The organism is Streptomyces tubbatahanensis (genome assembly GCF_022699385.1).
GTDB lineage: Bacteria > Actinomycetota > Actinomycetes > Streptomycetales > Streptomycetaceae > Streptomyces > Streptomyces diacarni.
This window is the reverse complement of the sequence record NZ_CP093846.1, coordinates 895,107-919,996: the sequence shown is the minus strand read 5'-3', so window position 1 is coordinate 919,996 and position 24,890 is coordinate 895,107. Positions and strand designations below refer to the sequence as shown.

The following is a 24,890-nucleotide window of genomic DNA, read 5'->3' as shown; positions in this document are numbered from 1 at the left end:
CGGGGCTCGGCATGCCTGTGACGACTGCGATGCGCACCTTCATCGTCGGCTTCGGCCGGTCTGGACGGGGCCTGCACTGGCCCGTGCTGCGCGGCCTGCGCGACCAGCTCGGAGCGGACGGACCGTGGGCACCGGAACCGCCGCTCGTGTGGGACCTGCGGGACGTCCGCGAGGAGGCGGCACGCTGCGGGCTGACGGCGGTCGCCTCCCTCGACGAGGGCGCCCGGCTGACCGATTGCGAACGTACCGTCGTCCACGTGTGTACCCCGCCCGCTGAGCGGCTGCACCTGCTGGAGCGGCTGGCGGGCCTCGGCTTCACCCAATTCCTCGTGGAGAAGCCCCTCGCCGCCGACACGGCCTCCCTGGACGCCATCGACACGCTGGTGCGGGAGCGGGGGCTCGCCGTGCGCGTCATCTCGCCGTGGCTCACCAGTGAGCTCACCCGGGAACTGGGGGAGCTCATCGCGGGCGGGCGGCTGGGGACGCTGCGCTCTGTGCGCTTCCGTCAGTTCAAGGCGCGCTGGGGACGTACCCTGCACGGCCACGGCCACGGCACGGTGTTCGACGTCGAGCCGCCGCACTCGGTGGGCGTCGCCCTCCGGCTGGCCGGTGACGCCCGGCTCGTCGGCGCCGACTGGGCGGACATGCGGTGCGGTACCCGCGCCGTCTCCCGGATGGGGCGCGGCCGGATCACGCTCCAGCACGTCACCGGGGTCAGGACCGAGATCGTCTCCGACCTGACCATGCCGACTCGCGAACGCAGCGTGACGCTGACCGGAACGGGCGGCGAGGCAGTGGGCCACTACCCGGTCAGCGACGCGGACCACTACGCCCAGTGGACGGTCCGCACCGCCGGGCAGGGGCGGGCCCGGCGGTGTGTCGCCTACGACGACGCGCTCGCCGCCTACCTGCTCGGCGCGTACCGGGACTTCGCCGCGGGCCGGGCCAGGCCGGGCGACGGCAGGGCGGACGACTACCGCATCGGCCGACGGGTCGTGCAACTCCTCCAGGAGGCGAAGTCGCTCGCGGGAGCCCCACCGGACGCGTCCACGGACGCACCCACGGACCCGGACGGGTACGGGTACACGGACGCGTGCCCGCCCCCGGAGTCCGGCTCTTCCGCCGTTACGGGGGCTGCCGCCCATGACGCCTGAATCCACACTCCCGCCCTTCGAGCTGTGCGGCATCGGTGACGAGGCGGCGCCGTCACTGGAGCGGCAGCTCACGGCAGTGCGCCTGCTCGGCTGGTCGCGGCTGGAGCTGCGGTCGGTCGACGGCGTGCCGGTGTCCGAGCTGTCCGCGCACGCCTTCGCCCGGGTGGTGGACGCGATCGCAGAGGCCGGCGTCACCGTGCCCTGCGTGGACTCGCGGATCGCCAACTGGGCCCGGCCCGTGAGCACCCCCTTCGCGACGGACCTGTCCGAACTGGACGTGCTCGCCGACCGCTGCGCCGCACTCGGCACCCGGTTCGTACGGATCATGAGCTACCCCAACGACGGTCTCCCCGAGCCACACTGGGAGCGTGAGGTGCTGTCCCGGATCGCACGGCTGACGGCGCGCGCCGAACGCGCCGGCCTGGTGCTGGTGCACGAGAACTGCGCGGGCTGGGCCGCGAGCGAGCCCCAGCGCATGCTGCGGATGCTCGACGCGGCTCACGGCAGCCCGGCCCTGCGGCTGCTCTTCGACACCGGCAACGGCATCGCGTACGGCTACCGGGGGGCCGGACTCCTCCGCGAGATCAGCCCGTACGTCGCGCACGTCCACATCAAGGACGGCACCGGCGACACGCGGCGGCAGCACTACACGCTGCCCGGTGAGGGTGACTGCGAGGTGGCCGCCTGCCTGCGGCACCTGTACGCGCACGGCTACACCGGGGGGTTGTCCATCGAGCCGCACGTCAATCTCCGCCCGCACGAGGGCTGGTCCGATCCGGCGGGGGACCATGTCGAACCCTTCGTGGCCTACGGACGGCGGCTGGAGCGGCTGCTGGCCACCCTCCGTACGGGCGGTGGCGCGTGATGCCCGGCACCCGGGAACACGACGGAACGCCCCCCGAGGCCCGGCTGTCGGCTGCGGACCGGGAGTTGCTGCTGCGGCTGATGGAGCTGCCGACCGCCGGGCCGCTGGAGACGGGCCCCGGCGCGACGCCGCAACTGTGGAGCGCCCAGGCCGCCTACGCCGAGGCCGCTGCCCGGCTCGGCTGCACCGTGGTGCACCACGCCGCGCCCCAGCCGGAGACGCTGCTGGCGCCGGGCGTGCCCCGCACCGTGACCGAGGCGGCGGCCGAGCGGCAGGACTTTCTCGCCTGCCAGCCCAGCACGGTGCTGCGCCTGGGGCCCGAACTCCCGCACGAGGCGACGGTGATGTTCAACGTGCACCTGGACACGGTCGCCGGCGGCGGGCCCGCCCACTTCGACGGGAGGCGGTTCCACGGGCGGGGCGCCATCGACGCCAAGGGCCCGGCCGTCGGACTGCTTGCCGGCCTGCGCGCCGCCCTCGCGGCCTGCCCGGAACTGGGCACCCGGGCCGGGGTCCTCATCCAGCTCGTCTCCGGTGAGGAGGGCGGTGCCATGGGGGTGTTCGGTACCCGTCCGCTGGTCGAGGCCGGCTGGACCGGCAGGCTGAACGTCTTCTGCGAACCAACCGGACTGCGCGTGCTGGACCGCTCCACCGCTGCCATGACCGCCGCGCTGCGCGTCCGCGGGCGCGACGGGATCGACGACACGCCGGGTGGCGGCCACAACGCGACCGTGCTGCTCGGCCACCTCGCCCAGCACCTGGCCCGGGAACTCCCGCAGCCCGCCGACGGGCAGGTGTGCGTCGGTGGCCTGCACACCGGGACGATGCACAACAAGGTCTACGGCTCGGGCGACTTGCTGATCAATCTGTCCTACGGCTCGCCCGCTACGGCCTGGATGCTGGAGAGGGCGCTGAAGGACGCCGTACGCAGCGGGGTCGCGGAATTCCGCGAACGTTTCGCCCGCCACCCGTCTTTCGCGCTGACCGCCGCTGACGCCGACCGGCTCGTACGCCTGGACTGGCTCAAACGCGGCCTGCCCGCCCTCGGCCCCGGTCCCGGCGGCGAGTCCGGTGCCGGCGGCGACCCCTGGTGCGCGGAGCTGCTGCTGGAGCGGGCGGGGCTGGAGCCCTGGCCGGCCGGCGCACCGGCCTTCACCTGCGACGCGATCTGGCTGGCCGACGTGCCCGGCACCTCGACGGTCGTTCTCGGCCCCGGGGACCTGGACGCCAACGGCGCGCACGCCGAGGAGGAGTTCGCCGACCTCGCGGACCTCGACGCGTACGCCGGCCACGTCGCGCGAGTCCTCCTCCACTTCGCCCGGAACAGTCCACCGACCACCCCCCGGACCCTTCGACCGCCCCTCCCGGAGGCAGCCTCATGAGCACCGTCATACCCCCGCCCGCCACCCGCGCCGGTGGACAGGTGCGCGTCGCCCCGAACGACCTGCTGGACTTCACCGCGGGGGTCTTCCGGGCCCGTGGCGTGCCGGCGGTCCGGGCCCGTACGGCCGCCGAGGCGCTGGTCCACGGCGACCTGACCGGTATCACCTCGCACGGCCTGGTCAACTTGACGCGGCTGTACCTGCCGCTCTTCGACGACGGTCGCTGCGACCCCGCGGCCGAACCACGCACCGTCACCGACGCGGGCGCGTCCGTCCTGCTCGACGCGGGCCGCGCCCTCGGCCTGTGGGCCGCCGCCGAGGCCGTCGATCTGGCGGCCGAGCGGGCCCGCCTGCACGGCGTCGGCCTCGTGTCCGTACGCGACGCCACGCACCTGGGCTGCGCCGGGGCGCACGCCCTGCGCGCGGCCCGAGCGGGCTTGATCTGCCTGCTGGTCTCCAACTGCGGCCGGCAGCGCATCACCCGCCCGCCCGGCGCCCGCGCCGCCATGCTGGGCACCAACCCGCTGGCCTTCGCCGCGCCCGCAGGAGACCAGCCCCCGTTCGTCCTCGACATGAGCACCACCGCGGTACCCACCGGCCGCATCCGGGGCGCGGCCCGCGCCGGCCGGGCGATACCGCCCGGCTGGCTGGTCGACGACCAGGGGCGGCCCGTCACCGACCCGGGCGCGCTGGACCGCGGCGAGGCATTCCTCACCTGGCTCGGCGGTGCCCCCGAGACCGGCGCCTACAAGGGGTACGGCCTCGGCCTGCTCGTGGAGGTGCTGGGGGCGCTGCTGCCCGGAGCCGGGCTCGGCCCGGCGCCCGAGGCATGGGCGGGCGGCGGTGGCCCGACGGGCCGCGACGACGACATCGGCTTCGCCGCGCTCGTCGTCGCCCCCGGCAGGCTCCGCGCGCGGGACGAGTTCGACAGGCAGGCGGACGGTCTGTTCCGCGCGCTGACCGGCGCGCCCGCCCTGTCCGAGGACCGCCCCGTCCGCTATCCGGGCTGGCACGAGGCCCGGCGGGCCGCCGAGCACGCCCGCACAGGAGTACCGCTGCCCGGCGCCCTGTACGCGGAACTGCGGGCCACCGCCGACGCCCTGGGCCTGCCCGTACCGCAGCCGGTGGACCCGGCAGACCCCATGAACCCGACGGACTCGACGGACTCGATGAACCCGACGGACTCGACGGAGGAGCCGCGATGACGACAACCCCCCTGCGGATCGGCGTGGTGGGCCTGGGAGTGATCTCCCGTTTCTACCTCGCCGCCCTGGACCGCGCCCCCGGCCTGGAACTCGCCGCCGTGTGCGATCTGCGCGACGAGGCCCTGGAGCCGCACCGGGCCGCCACACCGTGCTTCACCGACCACCGGCACATGCTGGCGCAGGCCGCACTGGACGCGATCGTCGTCAACGTCCCCAACGACGCGCACGCGGACGTGTGCCGGGACGCACTGGCGGCGGGGTGTGCCGTCTGCGTGGAGAAGCCGCTCGCGCTGACCGCCGCGTCGGGGCGGGAGCTGGCGGAACTGGCGCGGCGCCGGGAGACCGTGCTGTTCACCGCCTTCCACCGCCGCTACAACGACAACGTGCTGGCGCTGCTGCGGGCGCTCCCGCCGGACGTACCCGTGGCGTCGCTGACCGTGCGCTACCTGGAGAAGATCGAGGAACACGTCGGACAAGACCGCTGGTACCTCGACCCTGCCCGGTGCGGCGGCGGCTGCGTCGCCGACAACGGCCCCAACGCCTTCGACCTCGCCCGGCTCCTCCTCGGTGAGGTGGCGGTGGACTCCAGCACCGTCACGCGCGACGGCGACGGTACCGACCGGCAGGCGGTGGTCCGGCTCACCTCGGCGGCGGGCATCCCGGCCACGGTGGAGCTGGACTGGTCGTACCCGCGCGGCGAGGTGAAGGACGTCACCGTGCACCTCGCCGACGGCACCCGCCACCACGCGGACATGCTCGCCGGCCACGACTCCTTCAAGAGCTCGCTGTGGCACGAGTACGAGGGCATCCTCGGCGCCTTCACGGAGGCGGTGCGTTCCGGCGACCCCGGCGGCGACACCGCCCGCGGCGGACTGGCCGCCCTCGAACTGGTCGCCGCGGCCTACGCCGCGGAACACCCCTTGGCAGGTGCCCGATGACCCCGCACACGGCCTTCCCGACGAACCGGGAGAACGGCGCCAAGCGCGAGGTCACCGGCGAGATCGTGAAGGTGCTCAAGCACCGGCGGCAGGATCGCGGAATGCAGCTGGAGGAGTTCGCCTCCCGCTGCGTACAGCGCGGCGAACTCCACGAGCTGGTCACCACCGACCATCTGGAGACTGCCCCCGGATCCCGCATCGACCGGGTCGGCTTCCTGGGCTTCGCCGAGTTCGTGCAGGCCGGCGTCGTCGATCGGGGCGACACCGTGCTCATCGACGACCGGCCCATCGGGACCGTACTGGGCTTCGACGCCTGTCACTTCCCCAACCACTACAACGTGCTCATCCGCACCGAGCACCTCCTGACCGGGCCCGAGGCCGAGCTGCGCCCCGGCAGCCACCTCGTCTTCCGCGCGCCGCAACTCACCTGAACCTGCCCGAGAGACCGGAAATGCGAACGGAGATGCCTGACATGGCGCTTCTGGAGACCCTCACCGGACCCGGTGAGCTGCGCGGCCTGAGCCAAGGTCAACTGGAGACGCTGGCCGCGGAGATCCGCGCGCTTCTGATCGAGAAGGTCGGCGCCTCCGGCGGCCACCTGGGCCCCAACCTCGGAGTGGTGGAGCTGACCCTCGCCCTGCACCGGGTCTTCGACTCGCCGAAGGACACCCTGCTGTGGGACACCGGGCACCAGACGTACGTGCACAAGCTGCTCACCGGTCGGCAGGCCGGCTTCGACCGGCTCCGCGCGCACGGCGGCCTGTCCGGGTACGCGTCGCGTGCGGAGTCCCCGCACGATGTCATCGAGAACTCGCACGCCTCCACCGCCCTCAGCTATGCCTGCGGTCTGGCAAAGGCGCGCGCCCTGGCGGGAGTGCGGGACCGGGCGGTCGTCGCGGTCGTCGGGGACGGGGCACTGACCGGCGGCCTCGCCTGGGAGGCGCTCAACAACCTCGGCGGCCGACCGGACCTGCGGGCCGTACTCGTGCTCAACGACAACGGCCGGTCGTACGAGCCGACGGTGGGCGGAATCGCCGCGCACCTGGGCAGGCTGCGCGGCGCGGACAGCGCGGGTGGCGTGGGTGACGTGGGTGGCGGGGCGGGTAACGTTTTCGAACAGCTCGGGCTGGCGTACCGGGGGCCGGTCGACGGGCACGACACCTCCGCCGTCGAGGAGGCGCTGTGCGCGGCACGTACCGCCGACCGGCCGGTCGTGGTGCACGTCGTCACCGAGAAGGGCCGCGGTTGGCCCGAGGCCGAGGCCAACCAGCTCGACCGCTGCCACGTGGTGCGGGCCGCCTCGCTCGCTTCCGCCGCCTCTCCCACCTCGCCGTCGTGGACGTCCGTCTTCGGCGAGGAGATCGTCCGGATCGGCGAGCAGCGCACCGATGTGGTGGCGCTGACGGCGGCGATGCGCGAGCCCGTCGGCCTGCTGGACTTCGGGCGGCGGTTCCCGGACCGCACCTTCGACGTCGGCATCGCCGAACAGCACGCCGCCGTGTCGGCCGCCGGCCTCGCGCTGGGCGGGCTGCACCCCGTGCTCGCCCTCTACGCGACCTTCGCCAACCGTGCGTTCGACCAGCTTCTGATGGACGTCGCCCTCCACCGTTGCCCCGTGACGCTGGTGATGGACCGTGCCGGCGTCACCGGCGACGACGGCCCCAGCCACAACGGCATGTGGGACCTGTCGCTGTGCCAGGCCGTGCCCGGCCTGCGCGTCGCCGCGCCGCGCGACGCGACCCGACTGCGCGAGCTGTTGTGCGAGGCCGTCGCGTACGACGACGGCCCCACCGCACTCCGCTTCCCCAAGGGCCGTACGGGCGCCGACATCCCGGCACTCGACACGCACGCCGGCATCGACGTTCTGCGCAACGACCCCGGCCGGGACGTCCTCGTCGTCACCGCAGGCCCGATGGCCCGCCTGGGGCTGGAGGTCGCCGACCAGCTGTACGCACAAGGCCTCGGCGCCACCGTCGTCGACCCGCGCTGGGTGGCGCCGGTCAACCCCGAACTGGTCAACGTCGCCGCGCACTACGCGCGCACCGTCACGATCGAGGACAACGGGCGGACGGGCGGCATGGGCGCCGCGCTCTCCCAGGCCCTCGGCGACGCGGGCGTACGCACGCCGCTCAGGTCGTTCGGGCTGCCGCAGACATTCCTCGAACACGGCTCCCGGGCCCAGGTGCTCGCCCGCTACGGCCTGAGCACCGGGGACATCGCCCGGCAGATCCTCGCCGACGCGGGCGCGGCGGGCGGCGACCGGCGTACGGACCGGCCGACGACTGCCAGGAACTGACCACCGGCCACGACACAGGAGGAGTGAACGCCATGAGCACGCACCTCGGGATGCCCCAGCTCCCGGCCAGGCTCGCGGAGCGGCGCGGGAGCAGGCGGATCCAGGTCGGTGACGTACCGGTCGGTGACGGCGCGCCAGTGTCGGTGCAGTCCATGACCACGACCCGCACGTCCGACATCGGTTCGACGCTGCGGCAGATCGCGGAGCTGACGGCCTCCGGCTGCCAGATCGTGCGGGTGGCCTGCCCGACCCAGGACGACGCCGACGCGCTGCCCGTCATCGCCCGCAAGTCGCAGATTCCGGTGATCGCCGATATCCACTTCCAGCCGAAGTACGTCTTCGCAGCGATCGACGCGGGCTGCGCGGCGGTGCGCGTGAATCCAGGGAACATCAAGCAGTTCGATGACAAGGTCAAGGAGATCGCTGAGGCCGCGTCCGCGGCCAGAACCCCGATCAGGATCGGGGTGAACGCCGGGTCGCTGGACCGGCGGCTGCTGGCGAAGTACGGCAAGGCGACGCCGGAGGCGCTGGTGGAGTCGGCGTTGTGGGAGTGCTCCCTGTTCGAGGAGCACGGCTTCCGGGACATCAAGATCTCGGTCAAGCACAACGACCCGGTCGTGATGGTCAACGCCTACCGGCAGCTCGCCGCCCAGTGCGACTATCCGCTGCATCTCGGGGTCACCGAGGCCGGTCCTGCGTTTCAGGGGACAGTCAAGTCCTCCGTCGCGTTCGGTGCGCTGCTGAGCGAGGGCATCGGTGACACCATCCGGGTGTCGCTGTCGGCGCCGCCGGCCGAGGAGGTCAAGGTCGGCATCTCGATCCTGGAGTCGCTCGGCCTGCGCCGGCGCGGTCTGGAGATCGTCTCGTGTCCGTCGTGCGGCCGGGCGCAGGTGGACGTCTACAAGCTCGCCGACGAGGTCACCGCCGGTCTTGAGGGCATGGACGTGCCGCTGCGGGTGGCCGTCATGGGGTGCGTGGTCAACGGTCCGGGCGAGGCCCGCGAGGCCGACCTCGGCGTCGCCTCGGGTAACGGCAAGGGGCAGATCTTCGTGAAGGGCGAGGTCATCACGACCGTGCCGGAGTCGGAGATCGTCGAGACGCTCATCAGCGAGGCCCGGAAGATCGCCGAACAGATGGAGAAGGACGGCGTCGAGTCCGGCGAACCCCTGGTCGTGGTGTAGGCCGGGTCGCGGGGCACCCCCTGGGCCCGAAGGACGGGGGTGCCCCGGGACCCGGCATCGTCACGGTGAGACGGCGAGCCGGGAGGGCGCGTCCCGGGACGCACCGCCCACCGGGGCGGAATCGGTACGGAGCACCTTGTTGGCCACTTGGATACGGGAGGTGCAGCCCAGCTTCCGCATCACCTTCCGCAGGGTGTTCACCGCGGTCCACTCCGCGATGCCGAGGCGAATGGCGACCTTGCGGTTGGTGAGTCCCTCCGCGACGAGGGCGGCTACCTCCCGCTCGCGCCGGGTGAGGGTTTCCAGGGCCGCCGCGTTCAGAGGACAGGCGAGCGGCTGCGGCGGCTCCAGCGCCTGGCCGGCGGCCTCGTGCGCCGACAGCGCGGCGCCCCGCCTGCGCTGCGTCTCGAAGGCCGCGTCACCCAGGCGTTCGCGCGCAAGCGCCCGCAACTCCCTGCCGGCGGCGACCGGGTGGTGCAGCGGTACGCTTCCGGCCCGCTCCTCCACGGCGTCCGCCGCCGCCAGCAGCCGCGCCGCCCGCTCCCAGGCGTCCCGGGCCCGCCCCTCGCGCCCCACCAGGGCCGCCGTCATCACCCGCAGAGCCGACCCCAGCGCGGGCTCGTCGCGCAGTTGGCGCAGCACGAGCAGCGCCCGGCGGGCCAACTCCTCGGCCCGCTCGACCGCTCCGTCCTCCACCACCAGTCCCGCCCAGGTCAGCCGTGCGAGCGCCGCGCCGCGCGCCTCGCCCTCCTTCTCGTGCAGCCGTACCGACTCCTCCGCCAGCCGCACGGCCTCACCGGCCTCGCCCCGGTCACGGCACACCTCGGCGAGCCGGCCCAGCGCCGAGGCCCGGCCCACCCCCATCCCGAGGTCCCGGTAGGACTCCAGCGCCTCCTCCAGCAGCTCGCCCGCCTTGTGCAGCCGCCCCGACGTGTGGGCGAGCCACGCCAGTTGTTCCCGCGCCCGCGCCGCCCGCGCGCGGTCGTCGGCCAGGTCGTACGCCCGCAGGGCGTGCTCCAGCCGACCGCGCCCCTCTTCGAGGTCGCCCGCGTGCAGCTGAGCGGTGCCGAGCGCGGCCTGCAGCGCGTTGTGGACGTCCGGTGTACGCGGCGGCCCCGCGGACCTGACCTGTTCCAGCCGGTGCACGGCCTGCCGCGCCTCGCCCCGCATCAGCCAGTACGGCAGCGCGGCGGTGGCCAGCCGGGCGGCGCGTTCGCCGTCGCGCACGGTGAGTTCGGCCAGCGCGACGAGGATGTCCGCGCGCCAGCGGTCGAGCCGCTGTGTCGCCAGTGCCTGCTGGGGGCCGTCCAGCAGCGCCAGATTCGCCAGCGCGCGACGGGCGAAGTACGCGGCGTGCGCCTCCCGGATCGCTGCCAGTACCCTGTCGTGCTCCAGCCGTCCCCATGCGTGCGAACGCGCGTGCCGCAGCATCCGGAACCGCACGCTGCCGTCCGGCTGTTCCCGCGAGAGCAGCAGGCTGTGAGCGAGGAGTTCCTCCAGCGCGTCCTGCGCGTCCTGGGCCGAGATGTCCAGGACCCCGCTGACCTCCAGGCTGTCGAAGTCCGCAGCGAACACCGCGAGCCGCAACAGCAGGCCGAGCCGCTCCGCTCCGAGCGTCGACCACCCCTCCTCGACGGCGCTGCGCATGCTCAGGTGCCGGGACAGGGTGTCCGCCGACGACCCCTGCAGGGCGCCGGGGCTCCGCTCGAGCTCGTCCAGGAGCGCGGCGGGTGAGGCCACCTTCAGCCGGGAGGCGGCCAGTTCGAGCGCGAGCGGCAGCCCGTCCAGGCGTACGCACATCTCCGCCACGGCGGTGCGGTTGTCGGCGGTGAGCTGGAACCCGGGACGCGCTGCCCGCGTCCGGTGCACCAGCAGCTCGACGGAGGGCACGCGCGCCAGCCGGTCCAGCTCCGCCGTGTCCGCCGCGCTCGGTACGGCCAGTGGGGCGAGCTGGACACAGCGCTCGCCGTACACGCCGAGCAGCCGCGTGGCGGCGGTCACCACACGCAGCCGGGCTGCCGAGTCGACGAGTTCGGTCACGAGGGGGCCGCAGCCGTCCGGGGGCGGGCCGCCGCCGCAGTCGAGGACGAGCAGGAACTCCCGGTCGCGCAGCGCGGTGATCGGCCATGGTCCGAGGCGGAGGGCGGCGGCGAGGGCGTCCGCGAGGCCGGTGCTGCCCGCCGGCAGGCCGAGCTCCTCCAGCTCCACCCGGCAGCCTCCGTCCGCGAACTGGCCGACGACGGCGTCGAAGAGGGCCGCTGCCATCAGGCTCTTGCCGACGCCGGTGGGCCCGGTGAGCGTGAGCACCCGGGTGCTGTCGGACAGCACCCGGGCCTCGAGGCCCGCGAGTTCCTCATCCCTGCCGATCACCGGGGTCCGTGTGTAGCGGCCCGCATGTCGAGTGGTGACCGGGGCGGCAGGGGCCGCGAAGGCGTCCGGGCCCGGCGGTCCCGCCGGGCCCGGCTCGCTTCCCTCGTGGTAGTTTCCGCCGTGCCGTGCCTCGTCGCGATTGAGCATCGTCCGGCTCCTTCCGTCCGTCCCCCGACAGCTCGCGCCGCGCGCAGCAGAGGTTCACAGCAGACGGCCAAGGAAGGCGCAATCGCCGGTCAACGGAGAGAAAAGAGGCCGTTGGCGGTGGGTGCGGGGACTGTGCGGAGTGCGGGGTGCTTCTCCTCCGGTGCGTTCCCGGGTACGGTCGAGGGGCCGCAAGGCCGGAACATACCTCGACATACGTCTGCGGACATCGCGACGTACGTCGCGTACCCGGGCATGTCGCCGCCGACGACTCTGCGGAATCCTCCCCTCACATCGGGCGGCGGGACAGCAGCCGATGAGCGGCCAGCTCGCCGGACTGGACCGCGGCTTCGCTCGTGGGCCGCTGGAAGACCCAGTCGCCCGCGTACTCCACGGCCCGCACCGGCCGGTCGAGGAAGCCGCTCTGCAGCCGCAGCGCTTCGGGGGTCGCCTCCGGGGCCGCATGCCGGAAACGGTGAACGGACGGTCGCGTGCGCAGCGCCGCGCGCAGACCCGGCGCGTACCGTTCGGCGCGCGGTAGCACCGCGTCGGCGATCTCGTGGTCCGGTGCGTCCAGCAACTCCCGGGTGGCCCGGGGAGAGGTGAGGATGCTGACGAGGCCGCGGCCCGCCGGTGCCCGGTTGCCGGCCTTGAGGTGCTCGAACGTGAGGCCGCTGACGTAGCCGTCCTCGCTGTCCGGGACCAGCAGCGCGTACACCGGCGGGGTGCCGCGCCGCTGCGGTGCGGACAGCGGCCGGTCGACGGGGCACGTCACCCGGATCATCGGCGCGTACGACGCCGCCCGCAGGAACTCCCGCTCACCGGCGGGCGCATCGGGGAACAGCGTCCGCGCCAGCGGCGACGGCACCGCCAGCACCGTGGCGCGCGCGGTGACGACGTCGCCGCCGGCCAGGTCCAGCCGCACCCCGGCCGGGCTGTCCTTGACCTCGGTGACGGTGCGGCCGGTTCGGAGGTCGAGGCCGGCCGCCACCCGCCGGGCGAGGGCGTCCATGCCGTCCCGGTAGGTCCGCCAGCCGAGCAGTCCGCGCGTGGCGATCATCGTGGCGACGAGCGGAGCGACGCAGGAACGTTCCGGATCCCAGCCCCAGCCGGTACTCACCGCGGGCTGCAGGACATAGTCCAACAGCTCATGGCGCCTACCGGACGCGAACTGGGACACGGTGCGGGTGCCCAGCGGGCTCGTACCCGGGCGCCGGGTGTCGAACCGGCCCGCGGACGGCAGCAGCGAGGCGACCAGCGCGCCGAGTGCCATCCGGCCGGCCGGCGACAGGCCGGCGCCGGTGAGGGCCCCCACCCAGTGCCCGGTCCCGGCGTGGGCGCGGCCGTGCCGCCACACCCCGGAGAGGCTGCGCACTTTCAGCACCTGGCCGGGCCGGTCAAGCCCGACATCCCTGATGAGCCGCCAGGTGGCCGGATAGCCGCGGGTGGCGAGGGTTTCGGTGCCCTCCTCCACGATCCAGCCGTCCCGCCGGTGCGCCTTCATACGGCCACCCACGGCGCCGTCCGCCTCGAATACCACCGGGCTGCGGCCCGCCGCCCGCAGCCGGTGCGCCGCGGTCAGCCCGGCGATGCCCGCCCCGACGACGGCGACGTCCACGTCGCTCTCGTGGCTCATGTCCAGCGTCCCGTGCCGAACGTGGCCGTGCCGCCGAGCAGCCGCTCGCGCAGTTCGTGGCGGCGCACCTTCCCGGTGCTGGTTCGCGGCAGCGACTCGCTGTCCAGGACGACCGGTTCGGCCATGCCCGGAAGGTCGGCGGTGGCCCGCTGCCACGCCGCCGGGTCCAGCGGGCCGCCGCGCAGGCTCACCACCGGCACCGGGCGTTCCCCCGGTACGCCCAGTACCACGGCCTCCAGCAGCTCCGGCAGCCGGTCGGCCAGCACGTCCTCCAGTTCGATGCAGCTCGTGCCGGGGATGAGATCGACCTCTCGGTCCAGCAGCCGGAAGAGGCCCGTGGGCGAACGCACCACCCAGTCACCGGTGTTCCACCAGCGGCCCACCGTCTTGGTATGCCAGCGTTCCTCCTCTCCCAGGTAGCCGATGCAGCGCCCGTCGGTGCGGGCGAAGGCCACGCCGGGCGTGCCGGCCGGCACCCGGCGCATCGTCTTCGGGTCGACGACCCGCATGCCGGTGAAGCCGGGGATGGGACGGCCGACGTTGCGGGTGGTGGGGTGGCGTTCGCCCCGCGCGGCCAGGGCCCGGCGGGTGAGCAGCCGGAACGTCATCGGCCCGGTCTCCGACTGGCCCCAGCCCTGCAGCCAGGCGGGGAACGGCCGCCTGGTCGCGGCGAGGAAGCGGCGCACCGTGGGCGGATGCATGGCGTCGAAGGTGCTCACGAACACGCGTACGGCGCGGAACGGGCCGTCCGGCCGCCGGTCCGCCAGCTCCTCCCAGGCGGTGAAGGTGGCGGGCGCCGCCTCCACGTACGTCGGCCGGTGCCGCGTGAACATCCGCTCGGCGGTGCCGGGGTCGGTCCGGTCGATGACGACCGCGTGCCGCGGCGCCAGCCGCAGCGTCCCCGCGCTCCAGGTGATCATGCGCATGTGGTTGTAGGGCGTGGCGGTGGCCACGGTGTCCCAGGGCTTCATGCCGACGACCGGCCAGGGCAGGGACTCCGTCCGGCCGAGGTGGCCCATGAGGGTCTCGGCGGAGTGCACCACCAGCTTGGGCACACCGGTGGTGCCGGAGGTGTGGGTGGCGACCATGGGCTCGTAGGAGGCGGTCCGCACCGCCTCCGGCACGGGCCCGCCGCGCAGCTCGGCCGCGGCCACCGCGCCCGGCGCGGGCCCGTCGACGCAGACGGTCCGTGCGACGGTGCCGGTCAGGTTCGCGCCCGCGTCGGTGCCGCGCTGGAGGATTTCCTTGGTGGTGACGAGGACATGGGCGGCGGCGTGTTTGAGCACCATCTGCAGCGTCTCCGGGGCCAGCGCCCCCGAGACCAGCACGGGCAACGCTCCGAACCGGGCAGCGGCGCAGGCGAGAACGAGATAGTCCCAGTGGTTGTCCTTGGCGATCGCGATCCGGTCGCCGGCCCGCGCACCCGACGCGTACAGCCACGCCGAAGTCTCCGCCGTGAGCTGCGCGAGCGTACGGCTGTCGTACTCGGTGCCGCCGGCGGGCGCGATGTCGAAGGGGCGGCTCAGATGGAAGCGCGTCCGGCAGCCGCGTTCGGCATGGTGGTCGAAAAGCCGGCCGAGGCTGACGGGATCCTTCTTGTAGCTCATCTCTCTCCCTCTCCGTTCTGGGGCCCGGGCCTGCCCTAGCCCGCGAAGTGAACGAGGTTGACCAGGGCCAGGCAGGCGATGCCCGTACGGAAGGCGCTCACGCCGCGCCGGCGCGCCAGCAGGGCGTCGCCGCCGCGCAGGAAGGCCGCGTACTGGCGCAGCCGCAGCGCGGCGAGCGGCAGCATCGCCGCGACGGCCCACCACGGTGCCCAGCCGGCCGCCGCGGCGGCCGGCACCAGCAGCAGGTCGGTGGCGGTGAGCGCGCCGATGAAGCGGCGGTTGCCGCGGTCGCTGGTACGGACGGCGACCGTGCTGCGTCCGACGGCCTTGTCGCCGCTGATGTCCTTGGTGTTGGAGTACGCCGAGACGAGGATCTGCCAGAGCCCGAACAGCACCGCCTCGACCAGCACCAGCGCCGGCATATGCCCGTCGAGATAGCCGTAGGGGGCGATGACGAGGACCATCGGACAGCCGGCGATGAGGACTTCGCCCAGACTGCGGTAGCTGAACTTCAGCCCGTACGAGTACTGCCAACTCGTGACCAGCACCAGCCCGGCCGCCAGCAGCGCCCACCACGGCCGGTGCGCGGCCTGCACGGCGGCGAGCGTCCACAGGGCGGCGCCCCAGAGCAGGGCGAGGGTGCCGAACCACGTGGCCTGGCGCGGGGTCAGCGCCCCGGTCAGAAGCGGTTTGCGCTGCAACGGACGCAGCGGCTCGCCGTCGGCGCCCACGTAGTTCGCCTGGTCGCTGCCGTCCCTGAAGCCGTTGACGTCGTCGAAGGCCATCACCGCGGAGACCACGCCGAACTGGCCCAGCATGAACAGTCCGACGGTGAGCAGCGACTCCCAGACGAAGCCGGAGCCCGCGCTCGCGGCGTAGGCCGTCATGACGACGATCACGCTGAGGTAATAGTCGAGCACGAACTCGGCCTTCGAGAGCCGGAGATACGTCCGCAGCCAGCCGGCCCGTCCCGTGGCTGGCCCCGCGCGGCCCTGCCGCTGCCGCGGCGCCGCGCCGTTGGGCTGCCGCCCGGCAGCCGGGATCACATTCATGGCTGGTCTCCCGATCTGGTGAAGGGGCGCGGTGCTGCCGCCCTGGGGGGCACCTCCCGGGCCTTCCGGGCCCAAGGGGAGATCAACGGGACACGGCGGTCAGCGCCTCAGCGGCGCGCATACCGGAGAGCATCGCGGCCTCCGAGATGGGTGAGGTGAAGTAGTCGCCCGCGAAGACCACCGGGCCGCGCTGCTGCCGGATCACGCGGGCCGACCGGCGGTAGCGGCCGGGCTCCGGTACGGGCATGGCGTGCGGCCGCTCCGCGATCTGGAACGGCTCGGCGTCGGCGGGGAAGTCCGGCCACAGCCTGGTGACGAGCCGGCTCGTCTCCGCGAACTGCTCCTCCGCAGGCAACCCGAGCAGCCGCCGGGTGGCAGCCCGGCCCGGATAGACGAACGCCAGGTGCTTGTCGACGGGGCGGCCCTCCTCGTCACGTACCTGCCGGGGGAAGGTGATGATCGTCTTGACGGGCGGGTCGTCGGCGCCGGCGGCGACGATGTGCGCCTCGGACGGCATGCTGCTGTAGTCCACGAGGTAGGAGACGGACAGCGCCGGCTCGTAGCGCTGGCTCTCCAGGAACTCGCGGATGTCCTGGCTGACGGTCCCGGTGGGCAGGGCGGCCGTCAGCTTCGCGGCGACGGGCGCGGTGGTGGCGACGACGACGTCGTCGAACCGCTCCTCCGAGACCGTGCCGCCGGCGTCGCGTGCGGAGACGAGCACCCCGTCGCCGTCCATCTGCAGGTTCGTGACCTCGTGTTCGAGTCGGATGTCCGCGCCCTCGGCGTTCCGCTCGGCGATGACCTCCATGCCGTTCAGGAAGACGTAGAACTTCGCGCCGGCCACCTGGGCCTGCATCGCGCGCACGTGCGCGGCGGAGATCTCCTCGCAGCTCCACAGCCAGAACGACTCGATCTCCGGGCGCAGCAGACTGTCGAATCCGCGGCGGCTCAGAATCTTCCGACCGTACTGCGCGGCAGTGGTGCCGTCGTCGAACGGGGCGAGCTTCAGCGGGTCGAAGATGTCGAGCTGCCTTCGGCGGAGCGTCTCCTTCGCCGTCGCCGTCAGAAAACGGATCCGGTCCCTCAGCGGAACGTGCGGATAGCGGAACAGACTGCGCAGCGAATCCGAGAGAAGCTCGGCGGGGGTTCCGTCATCCACCACGATGACGTTGTTCGACATGTCCACGAGCTGGTCCTCGAGACCGTATTCGCGGATCCGGTCGAACATAATCCGGTAGAAACTCGTGAACCACAGGTTCACGCCGACGTCCGGTTCGATCTCGGCCCGGTGCCAGGACCGGGCCCGGCCGCCCAGCCCTGGCGACGCTTCGTAGACGACCACGTCCACGCCGGACTTGAGCAGTTCCTTGGCTGCGGCGCAGCCGGCCATGCCGCCGCCGATGACGGCGGTTTTGTTCCGTTGCGTCATGCTTGCGCACCTCCAGCGCCTACCTGCTTCCGATCCCGTCCCGCAACGTAGGCGCAGGCCAGGTGGGGTGAAATAGCAGGCGGATGGCAAAAACCGGAAGAGCAAGTTGTTGCCATGTTTTCGAAACGGCTGCGGCACATAGCCTGGTGTGGCACGATGGGGCCGCTGCCAGTCAGCATCAGCACGACAGCCCCCCCGGTAACAACGGCGTCCGCCGACGAAGGGTTAGTCAGAATGTTGGCCGCATTGGCTCGGTTCGTAGCCGGTCGCAGTAAGCTGATTCTCTATCTCTCTGGCGCATTACTCGTCATAGCGGGCGCGCTGGGCGGGGGTGTCATACAGAAGCTGTCCACCGGCGGCTTCATCGACAGCTCCACGGAGTCGGCGAAGACGGCCGCCGTCATGGACGAACGATTCGAAGCCGGTGCCCCCAATTTCACCCTCGTCATCACCGACGACAGAGGTGTCGACTCGCCTGAAGTGGCCTCGGCGGGAGCGCGTCTGACGCAGCGGCTGGCAGACGAGAAGGGCGTCGAACAGGTCGTTTCCTACTGGTCGTCGGGCAAGGCGGAGTCGCTGCGCGGCGAGGACGGAGACCGCGCTCTGCTGCTCGCCCGGATCTCGGGTGACGAGGACGCCGTCCAGAGAACTTTCGAGGAAATCAAACCGCGTTACGACGGCACGGTCGCAGGACTCGACGTCTCACTCGGCGGCACGGCGCTCGCCAACCAGGAGATCACCGAGACGACGGAGCAGGACCTCCTCAGGATCGAGATGGTCACGTTCCCGATTCTGCTGGTCGTGATGCTGTTCGTCTTCCGCACCGTCGTGGCCGCTCTGGCCCCGCTCATGGTGAGCGCACTGACCATCGTCTCGGTGCTCTTCACGCTCCGCGTCCTGACACTGTTCATGGACGTGTCGGTCCTCGCCACGAACGTGGCGACCGGCCTCGGCCTCGGCCTCGCCATCGACTACAGCCTCATCTTCATCCGGCGCTACCGTGAACAGCTCGCCACCGGCGCGGACACGGACGCCGCTCTCGCCACGTCCCTGCGCACCGTCGGCCGCACCGTCCTGTTCTCCGCCGTCACCGTGGCGCTGGCACTCGCCGCGCTGCTGGTGTTCCCCTTCTACTTCCTGCGTTCCTTCGCCTACGCCGGTATCCCCACCGCGCTGTTCGCCGCGATCATCTCCGTCACGGTCCTTCCGGCGCTGCTCAAGGTGCTCGGACCGCGCATCGAGAAGGGCCGCGTGCTCGGCCGGAAGCGGAAGGCCGCTGCCGCGCCGCCCGGTGGCGAGAGCGCCGCCTTCTGGCACCGGCTGGCCGTCACCGTCATGCGGTTCCCGCTGCCCGTCGCGGGCGCCGTGATCGCCTTGCTGCTGTTGCTCGGCGCACCCTTCCTCGACCTGCGGATGAGCCTGCAGGACGAGCGGGTGCTGCCCGCCGAGACCCAGTCGCGCCAGTTCGGCGACGACTTCAGGGAGCACTTCGAGTCGCAGGAGACGCAGGCCCTCAACGTCGTCCTCAGCGACACCCCCGGCCGCGGCGAGCGGAACGGGCAGGTGACCTCCTACGCGGAGCGGCTGTCCCGGCTGGACAACGTCGCCCGCGTCGACACCGAGGTCGGCTCCTTCACCGACGGCGGCCGCAGTGACCCGCCGACGCCCCGCTCGTCACGGTTCACGGCGGAGCACAGCACCTATCTGTCCGTGGTGCCACACAGCCAGTCGCTGTCGGAGAAGGGGCGCGAACTGGTAGCCGACATCCGGGCCGCCTCGGCGCCCTACCCGGTGCGGGTGGGCGGCCCCGCTGCCGAACTCACCGACTCCATCGGCGCGATGAACGACCGGCTGCCGCTGGCCATCGGGTTGATCGCCGTCAGTTCGTTCATCGTGCTGTTCCTCTTCACCGGCAGTCTGCTGCTGCCGTTCAAGGCTCTGATCCTCAACACGCTGAGCCTCAGCGCCACTCTCGGGGTGCTGGTGTGGGGCTTCCAGGACGGCCATCTGGAGGGTGTCGTCGGTGAGTTCGTCACCACCGACTCCATCACCTGGACCGTGCCGGTGCTGCTGTTCTGCATCGCGTTCGGTCTGTCGATGGACTACGAGGTGTTCCTGCTGTCCCGCATCAAGGAGGAGTACGACAAAACCAGGGACAACACTCTCTCCGTGGCGCGCGGCCTGGCCCGCACCGGCTCCATGATCACCTCGGCGGCCGTCCTCATAGCGATCGTCTTCCTGGGCTTCATCATCTCGGGGATCGTCTATCTCAAGGCGATCGGCATCGGCTTGGCGCTGGCGGTCCTCATGGACGCCACGCTGGTCCGGGGCACCCTCGTGCCGGCGTTCATGCAGCTGATGGGCCGCGGTAACTGGTGGGCACCGAAGCCGCTGCGCGCCCTGCACAGGAAGGTCGGGCTCCACGAGGGCGAGGCGCACCCGGCCCCGTCCTCCGCGGACGACGGGCCGTCCGGGCTGGCGGGGTCGCAGCGGGAGGACTCCCCGGTCGGCGGCCGGTAGTCGCACGCGGGGGGCCAGTCGTGGGCCGGGGCGCCGGCCTGCGCGGCGGCCGCGACGTAGACGCGACGTCACCATGACACCTCACACCAGAGGCCGGTAAGGGCCGCCGTGCCATCGGCGCGCTGTTCGAGGGTGCGGAGAAGGGGCTGGTGGCGGACGGCCGAAACTCCCCGGATTCTCCCCAGGGCCGGTCGGGGCGGATCGCCGAGATCGGGCCGCGGAAGTCTGCCGTGGATTGCAAGGCCATGCAGCCGTATAGCCTGATGGAATGCTTCCAGAAGTCACAGCCACCCGCTATGTCACACCCTTGCGGGAAGGCGGCTCCCTCCCCGGGCTCGTTGAGGCAGACGACCTGGGTACTTATGTCATGAAGTTCACCGGAGCCGGGCAGGGCCGCAAGACGCTGGTGGCCGAGGTGCTGTGCGGAGGGCTGGCCCGGCGGCTCGGGCTCCGCGTGCCCGAGCTGGTGGGCATCTGGCTCGACCCGGTGATCGGCCTGACGGAGCCCGACGAGGAGGTGCAGGAGCTGCTGAAGGCGAGCGGTGGGCTCAACCTCGGCATGGACTTCCTGCCGGGTTCGCTCGGCTTCGACCCGCTCGCCTACCGGGCCGACCCCGCACAGGCCGGCCGCGTGGTGTGGTTCGACGCGCTGGTGAACAACGTCGACCGCTCCTGGCGCAACCCCAACATGCTGGTGTGGCACGGCGACCTGTGGCTGATCGACCACGGCGCGACGCTGATCTTCCACCACAACTGGCCCACCGCGCAGGCCGCCGCCGACCGCCCCTACGACGCCTCCGACCACGCGCTGGCCTCGGCCGGCCCGCTCGTCGAGGAGGCGGCCGCCGAGCTCGCGCCGCGGGTCACGGCCGACCTGCTGGCCGAGTGCGCCGCTGACGTTCCCGACGTGTGGCTGGAGGACGAACCCGGTTTCGCGAACCCGGACGAGGTACGCGCCGCGTACGTCCGGGTACTGGCGGCGCGCGCCCGTACGATCCATGAGCGGATCACGGTCGGCGAGCCGAGCGAGGACCGGCCCTCCCAGGCGCCGGGGTGGCTGACCGGGAAGGACGGCGAGAGCAAGTGACACGCACGACGACACCGGGGACCCGGGCGGGGGCGCGCGGTGACCTCGACGTGTTCGAGTACGCGCTGCTGCGTGTCGTTCCCCACATCGAACGCGGTGAGTCCATCAACGCGGGCCTTCTCGTCTACTGCCGGGCACGCTCCTTTCTCGCCGCGCGCACCCATCTCGACGAGGACCGGTTGTTCGCCCTCGACCCGTGCGCCGATGTCCGGGGGGTGCGGGCCGCGCTGCACGCCGTGGAGAGCGTGTGCGACGGGGGCGTGCGGGCCGGACAGGCGGCAGGCGACGACGTGGGGCGGCGCTTCCGGTGGCTGGTGGCGCCGCGCAGTACCGTCGTGCAGCCGGGGCCCGTGCACACCGGGCTGACGGCCGACCCGCGGGCGGAGAGTGAACGCCTGCTGGACCTCCTGGTGCGCTGAGCCGCCTCCGGGGTGACCGGGGGTGGCCGGGGGCGCCCCCGGCCACCCCCGGGCCCGGCGTTGACAGGGCGGTGCCCGCCTCATAGCGTCACGTCTGCCGTAGGTACTAAGCGGTTGCTCACCCAGCTCAACCCGCTCATCCACTCAGGCCGAGGAGAGACCAGCATGTCCAGCACCGAGCAGCGAGTCGCCATCGTCACGGGCGCAGCCCGGGGGATCGGCGCGGCCACCGCCGTCCGTCTGGCGGCCGAGGGGCACGCCGTCGCCGTCCTCGACCTCGACGAGGGCGCCTGCGCACAGACCGTCGAGGAGATCACGGCGCAGGGAGGCAAGGTGCTCGCCGTCGGCTGCGACGTCTCCGACTCGGCCCAGGTCGAGGCCGCCGTCGCGCGCGTCAGCACCGAGCTGGGGGCGCCCGTCGTGTTGGTGAACAACGCCGGGGTGCTGCGCGACAACCTGCTGTTCAAGATGAGCGACGACGACTGGGACACCGTCATGAACGTGCACCTGCGCGGTGCCTTCCTGATGTCCCGCGCCTGCCAGAAGCACATGGTGGACGCCGGGTTCGGCCGGATCGTCAACCTGTCCTCGTCCTCGGCGCTCGGCAACCGCGGCCAGGTCAACTACTCGGCGGCCAAGGCCGGCATGCAGGGCTTCACCAAGACGCTCGCCAAGGAGCTGGGCAAGTTCGGCATCACCGCCAACGCCGTGGCCCCCGGCTTCATCGCCACCGACATGACCGCGGCCACCGCCGAGCGCGTCGGCATGGGCTTCGACGACTTCCAGGCCGCGGCCGCCACCCAGATCCCCGTCCAGCGTGTGGGCGAGCCCGCGGACATCGCCAACGCGGTCGCCTTCTTCGCCGACGAGAAGGCCGGGTTCGTCTCGGGTCAGGTGCTGTACATCGCCGGCGGGCCGCTCGACTGACGGCGGACGGGAAGCGACAAGAGGCGGGATCAGCGAGATGACACAGCAGACAGCGGGCGGCGGGCGCCCCGACAGCGGGCAGGTCGCCCTGATCACCGGCGGCAGTCGCGGCATCGGCTTCGGCATCGCCGAGGCGCTGGTGGCGCGCGGTGACCGGGTGTGCATCACCGGGCGCAACGAGGACGCGCTCAGGGAGGCGGTCGAGCGGCTCGGCTCCGACCGGGCGATGGGCGTCGCGGGCAAGGCGCACGACCTCGAACACCAGGCGGCCGCCGTCGAGCGGGTGATGGAGACCTACGGGCGCATCGACCACCTGGTCAACAACGCGGGCACCAATCCGGTGTTCGGGCCGATGGCCGAGCTGGATCTGAACGTCGCGCGCAAGGTGTTCGAGACGAACGTGATCTCGGCGCTCGGCTTCGCGCAGCGCACCTGGGCGGCCTGGCAGAGTGAGAACGGCGGCACCATCGTCAACGTCGCCTCCATCGCCGGCATCTCGGCCTCCCCGTTCATCGGCGCCTACGGCATGAGCAAGGCCGCGATGGTCAACCTGACCCTCCAGCTCGCGCACGAGTTCGCGCCGCGGGTGCGGGTCAACGCGGTGGCGCCCGCCGTGGTGAAGACCAAGTTCGCCGTCGCCCTGTACGAGGGCCGCGAGGAGCAGGCGGCGGCCCGCTACCCGATGGGGCGGCTGGGCGCACCCGAGGACGTGGCGGGCGCCGCCGCGTTCCTGACCTCCTCCGAGGCGGGATGGATCACCGGCCAGACGCTGACCGTGGACGGGGGGCTGTTCCTCAACGCCGGCGTCGAGTAGCGGGGGCGCGCGAAGCCGTCCGGGTGCCGGAACGTCAAGTACCGGTGCCCGGACGGCGTTTGGGGCTCCGATACGGCTGTGGCTGGGGTAATGTCATGGCGCTTTCTCCGTCTTGGACAGCGCCCTGGTGCGGCGCGGTCCTGGGCACCGCACCAGCCAGACAGGCACCGCCGACTGAGGAGCGCACGTTGTTCGACCGGAACGGGCTGCTGAGAGCCGCAGCGACCATCCTTCCCCTCGCCCTCGTGACCGGGTGCAGTGCGCTGCCCGGGGGCGGCGAAGAGGAACACAGCATCGTGGTCGGCACCACCAGCGCTCCCAGCTCTCTGGATCCGGCCGCCGCCTGGGACGGCTCCTGGGAGCTGTACAGGAACATCTACCAGACGCTGATGACCGTCCCGAACTCCGGCACCTCGCCCGAGCCCGACGCCGCCAAGAGGTGCGGCTTCACCGACGCGGCCAGCAAGGTCTACCGCTGCGTCCTGCGCAAGGGACTCACCTTCTCCAGCGGCAAGCCGCTGGACGCCGAAGCGGTCAAGCACTCCTTCGACCGCACCACGTCCATCGAGTCCCCCTCTGGCCCCTCGGCACTGCTGGCCAACCTGGACGAGGTCGTCACGAGGGGCGACCGCACGGTGGTCTTCCGGCTGAAGAAGTCGGACGCGACCTTCCCTTACATCCTCTCCACCCCCGCCACCTCCCTCGTCGACCCGGACGAGTACCCCACCGCCAGCCTGCACCCCGGCGACACCGCCATCGGGTCGGGTCCGTACACGCTGGAGAGCTACCAGCAGGGAAAGCGGGCCGAACTGGTCAAGAACCCCGACTACAAGGGCCCGGCGGAACTGCGCAACGACTCCGTCACCATCCGGTACTACTCGCGCTCGGCGCGGATGGTCAGCGACCTGAAAGCCGGGCGAATAGACCTCACCTACCGCGGACTGACCCCCGGGCAGGTCTCCGCGTTCCAGGAGGCGAGCTCCTCCGGCGACAACTCCGTCGACCTCAGTGAGATGACCGGCTCCGAGGTGCACTTCCTGGTCTTCAACCCGCAGGACGAGCAGGCCGCCAAGCCGGCGGTGCGCCGCGCGATCGCCCAGCTCGTCGACCGCACCGAACTGGTGCGTGACGTCTACGACAGGACGGCAGAGCCGCTGTACTCCATGGTCCCCACCGGCGTCACCGGGCACACCAACGCCTTCCTCGACCGCTACGGGCGCCCGGACGAGAAGAAGGCCCGACACACCCTCCGCGACGCGGGCATCACCGACAAGGTCGAACTGACCCTGTGGTACGCCGAGGACCGGTACGGGGACTCGACCCGGCGCGAGTTCGCGGAGCTGGAAGAGCAGCTGGAGGACTCGGGGCTCTTCGACATCACGGTCAGGTCGCGCGCCTGGGACGACTTCCAGAAGGGCTACCTCAAGGGCGACTACCCGGTCTTCGGCCGCGGCTGGTCGGCCGACTTCCCCGACGCGGACAACTACATCACGCCCTTCGTCGGCGAGGACAACGCGATGGGCACCCCCTACCGGAACCGGGAGCTGACCGAGGAGCTGCTGCCGTCCTCGCGCAAGCAGAGCGACAGGGGAGCGGCCGGGCAGGCCTTCGCGAAGGCCCAGAAGCTGATGGCACGGGACGTGCGGCTGCTGCCGCTGTGGCAGGGCAAGGTCTACATCGCCTCGGAGAAGGACGTCGCGGGTGTCGAATGGGCGATCGACTCCTCGGTGATCATGCGGATGTGGGAGCTGTACAAGAAGTCGAGCTGGTAGCCGCCCGGCTCCCGGCTTCCGGCTCCCGTCCGGGACTGTCGGTGGCGGGCGGTACCTTCGGTGCGGTCGTCGGGCACGGGGCCCGGCCAGCC

General features: G+C 72.2%; 19 protein-coding genes. 14 read left to right on the top strand and 5 right to left on the bottom strand.

Features of this window, described 5'->3' with window-relative positions; translation table 11 throughout:
• The first annotated feature begins 11 nt into the window (after positions 1-11).
• From MMF93_RS03950 to ispG, 8 genes are read left to right on the top strand one after another with little or no spacing between them, the layout of a single operon-like run.
• A complete protein-coding gene (locus MMF93_RS03950) occupies positions 12-1,154 on the top strand; it encodes a Gfo/Idh/MocA family oxidoreductase (RefSeq protein ID WP_242749575.1) in 1,143 nt (380 codons plus the stop codon).
• Positions 1,144-2,019, top strand: coding sequence for a sugar phosphate isomerase/epimerase family protein (locus tag MMF93_RS03945; RefSeq protein ID WP_242749573.1), 876 nt, complete (start codon positions 1,144-1,146; stop codon positions 2,017-2,019). Before MMF93_RS03950 ends, MMF93_RS03945 begins: the two co-directional genes overlap by 11 nt.
• Entirely contained in the window at positions 2,019-3,401 is a 1,383-nt protein-coding gene (locus MMF93_RS03940; protein ID WP_242749571.1) for a M20/M25/M40 family metallo-hydrolase, read from the top strand. The genes MMF93_RS03945 and MMF93_RS03940 overlap by 1 nt, the downstream gene beginning before the upstream one ends.
• Positions 3,398-4,606, top strand: a complete 1,209-nt coding sequence (locus MMF93_RS03935) for an Ldh family oxidoreductase (protein WP_242749570.1) — start codon at positions 3,398-3,400, stop codon at positions 4,604-4,606. Before MMF93_RS03940 ends, MMF93_RS03935 begins: the two co-directional genes overlap by 4 nt.
• Positions 4,603-5,544 (top strand): Gfo/Idh/MocA family protein, encoded by a 942-nt coding sequence (locus tag MMF93_RS03930; protein ID WP_242749569.1) that lies wholly within the window; start codon positions 4,603-4,605, stop codon positions 5,542-5,544. The genes MMF93_RS03935 and MMF93_RS03930 overlap by 4 nt, the downstream gene beginning before the upstream one ends.
• Complete coding sequence (locus MMF93_RS03925; RefSeq protein WP_242749568.1) at positions 5,541-5,975, top strand: DUF6917 domain-containing protein; 435 nt, start codon at positions 5,541-5,543, stop codon at positions 5,973-5,975. Before MMF93_RS03930 ends, MMF93_RS03925 begins: the two co-directional genes overlap by 4 nt.
• A gap of 41 nt (positions 5,976-6,016) precedes the next feature.
• Complete coding sequence (locus tag MMF93_RS03920; protein WP_242749567.1) at positions 6,017-7,840, top strand: 1-deoxy-D-xylulose-5-phosphate synthase; 1,824 nt, start codon at positions 6,017-6,019, stop codon at positions 7,838-7,840.
• A 32-nt stretch (positions 7,841-7,872) separates the two neighbouring features.
• Complete coding sequence (ispG, locus tag MMF93_RS03915; RefSeq protein ID WP_423835344.1) at positions 7,873-9,021, top strand: flavodoxin-dependent (E)-4-hydroxy-3-methylbut-2-enyl-diphosphate synthase; 1,149 nt, start codon at positions 7,873-7,875, stop codon at positions 9,019-9,021.
• A 60-nt stretch (positions 9,022-9,081) separates the two neighbouring features.
• Here the strand turns inward: ispG and MMF93_RS03910 are convergent, their stop codons facing one another.
• The 5 genes from MMF93_RS03910 to MMF93_RS03890 all read right to left on the bottom strand — a co-directional run bounded on the left by MMF93_RS03910 (position 9,082) and on the right by MMF93_RS03890 (position 17,259).
• Complete coding sequence (locus tag MMF93_RS03910) at positions 9,082-11,538, bottom strand: ATP-binding protein (RefSeq protein WP_242749565.1); 2,457 nt, start codon at positions 11,536-11,538, stop codon at positions 9,082-9,084.
• A gap of 286 nt (positions 11,539-11,824) precedes the next feature.
• The gene (locus tag MMF93_RS03905) at positions 11,825-13,171 is read right to left on the bottom strand and encodes a protoporphyrinogen/coproporphyrinogen oxidase (protein ID WP_242749564.1); all 1,347 of its coding nucleotides are present in this window, start codon (positions 13,169-13,171) and stop codon (positions 11,825-11,827) included.
• Positions 13,168-14,778, bottom strand: coding sequence for a class I adenylate-forming enzyme family protein (locus tag MMF93_RS03900; protein ID WP_242749562.1), 1,611 nt, complete (start codon positions 14,776-14,778; stop codon positions 13,168-13,170). Before MMF93_RS03900 ends, MMF93_RS03905 begins: the two co-directional genes overlap by 4 nt.
• A 35-nt stretch (positions 14,779-14,813) precedes the next feature.
• Entirely contained in the window at positions 14,814-15,830 is a 1,017-nt protein-coding gene (locus MMF93_RS03895) for a UbiA family prenyltransferase (RefSeq protein ID WP_242749560.1), read from the bottom strand.
• A gap of 82 nt (positions 15,831-15,912) precedes the next feature.
• Positions 15,913-17,259 carry an FAD-dependent oxidoreductase gene (locus MMF93_RS03890; protein ID WP_242749557.1) on the bottom strand — a complete coding sequence of 449 codons (1,347 nt, stop codon included), beginning with the start codon at positions 17,257-17,259 and terminating at the stop codon, positions 15,913-15,915.
• A 246-nt stretch (positions 17,260-17,505) separates the two neighbouring features.
• Here MMF93_RS03890 and MMF93_RS03885 point away from each other — a divergent pair, with 246 nt between their 5' ends.
• The 6 genes from MMF93_RS03885 (at position 17,506) to MMF93_RS03860 (ending at position 24,798) form a co-directional block, all read left to right on the top strand.
• Positions 17,506-19,779 carry an MMPL family transporter gene (locus MMF93_RS03885; protein WP_242749555.1) on the top strand — a complete coding sequence of 758 codons (2,274 nt, stop codon included), beginning with the start codon at positions 17,506-17,508 and terminating at the stop codon, positions 19,777-19,779.
• Between the two features lie 268 nt (positions 19,780-20,047).
• Complete coding sequence (locus MMF93_RS03880) at positions 20,048-20,866, top strand: HipA family kinase (protein ID WP_242749554.1); 819 nt, start codon at positions 20,048-20,050, stop codon at positions 20,864-20,866.
• Complete coding sequence (locus MMF93_RS03875) at positions 20,863-21,285, top strand: DUF3037 domain-containing protein (protein WP_242749553.1); 423 nt, start codon at positions 20,863-20,865, stop codon at positions 21,283-21,285. Before MMF93_RS03880 ends, MMF93_RS03875 begins: the two co-directional genes overlap by 4 nt.
• Before the next feature lie 165 nt (positions 21,286-21,450).
• Complete coding sequence (fabG, locus tag MMF93_RS03870; RefSeq protein ID WP_242749552.1) at positions 21,451-22,212, top strand: 3-oxoacyl-ACP reductase FabG; 762 nt, start codon at positions 21,451-21,453, stop codon at positions 22,210-22,212.
• A gap of 37 nt (positions 22,213-22,249) precedes the next feature.
• Complete coding sequence (locus MMF93_RS03865) at positions 22,250-23,026, top strand: SDR family oxidoreductase (protein ID WP_242749551.1); 777 nt, start codon at positions 22,250-22,252, stop codon at positions 23,024-23,026.
• A gap of 188 nt (positions 23,027-23,214) precedes the next feature.
• Entirely contained in the window at positions 23,215-24,798 is a 1,584-nt protein-coding gene (locus tag MMF93_RS03860) for an ABC transporter substrate-binding protein (protein WP_242749550.1), read from the top strand.
• Positions 24,799-24,890 lie beyond the last annotated feature (92 nt).

Coding starts and splice junctions, on each gene's coding strand:
- MMF93_RS03950 (WP_242749575.1), top strand. CDS start 12: ATGCCTGTGACGACTGCGATGCGCACCTTCATCGTCGGCTTCGGCCGG.
- MMF93_RS03945 (WP_242749573.1), top strand. CDS start 1,144: ATGACGCCTGAATCCACACTCCCGCCCTTCGAGCTGTGCGGCATCGGT.
- MMF93_RS03940 (WP_242749571.1), top strand. CDS start 2,019: ATGCCCGGCACCCGGGAACACGACGGAACGCCCCCCGAGGCCCGGCTG.
- MMF93_RS03935 (WP_242749570.1), top strand. CDS start 3,398: ATGAGCACCGTCATACCCCCGCCCGCCACCCGCGCCGGTGGACAGGTG.
- MMF93_RS03930 (WP_242749569.1), top strand. CDS start 4,603: ATGACGACAACCCCCCTGCGGATCGGCGTGGTGGGCCTGGGAGTGATC.
- MMF93_RS03925 (WP_242749568.1), top strand. CDS start 5,541: ATGACCCCGCACACGGCCTTCCCGACGAACCGGGAGAACGGCGCCAAG.
- MMF93_RS03920 (WP_242749567.1), top strand. CDS start 6,017: ATGGCGCTTCTGGAGACCCTCACCGGACCCGGTGAGCTGCGCGGCCTG.
- ispG (WP_423835344.1), top strand. CDS start 7,873: ATGAGCACGCACCTCGGGATGCCCCAGCTCCCGGCCAGGCTCGCGGAG.
- MMF93_RS03910 (WP_242749565.1), bottom strand. CDS start 11,538: ATGCTCAATCGCGACGAGGCACGGCACGGCGGAAACTACCACGAGGGA.
- MMF93_RS03905 (WP_242749564.1), bottom strand. CDS start 13,171: ATGAGCCACGAGAGCGACGTGGACGTCGCCGTCGTCGGGGCGGGCATC.
- MMF93_RS03900 (WP_242749562.1), bottom strand. CDS start 14,778: ATGAGCTACAAGAAGGATCCCGTCAGCCTCGGCCGGCTTTTCGACCAC.
- MMF93_RS03895 (WP_242749560.1), bottom strand. CDS start 15,830: ATGAATGTGATCCCGGCTGCCGGGCGGCAGCCCAACGGCGCGGCGCCG.
- MMF93_RS03890 (WP_242749557.1), bottom strand. CDS start 17,259: ATGACGCAACGGAACAAAACCGCCGTCATCGGCGGCGGCATGGCCGGC.
- MMF93_RS03880 (WP_242749554.1), top strand. CDS start 20,048: ATGCTTCCAGAAGTCACAGCCACCCGCTATGTCACACCCTTGCGGGAA.
- fabG (WP_242749552.1), top strand. CDS start 21,451: ATGTCCAGCACCGAGCAGCGAGTCGCCATCGTCACGGGCGCAGCCCGG.
- MMF93_RS03865 (WP_242749551.1), top strand. CDS start 22,250: ATGACACAGCAGACAGCGGGCGGCGGGCGCCCCGACAGCGGGCAGGTC.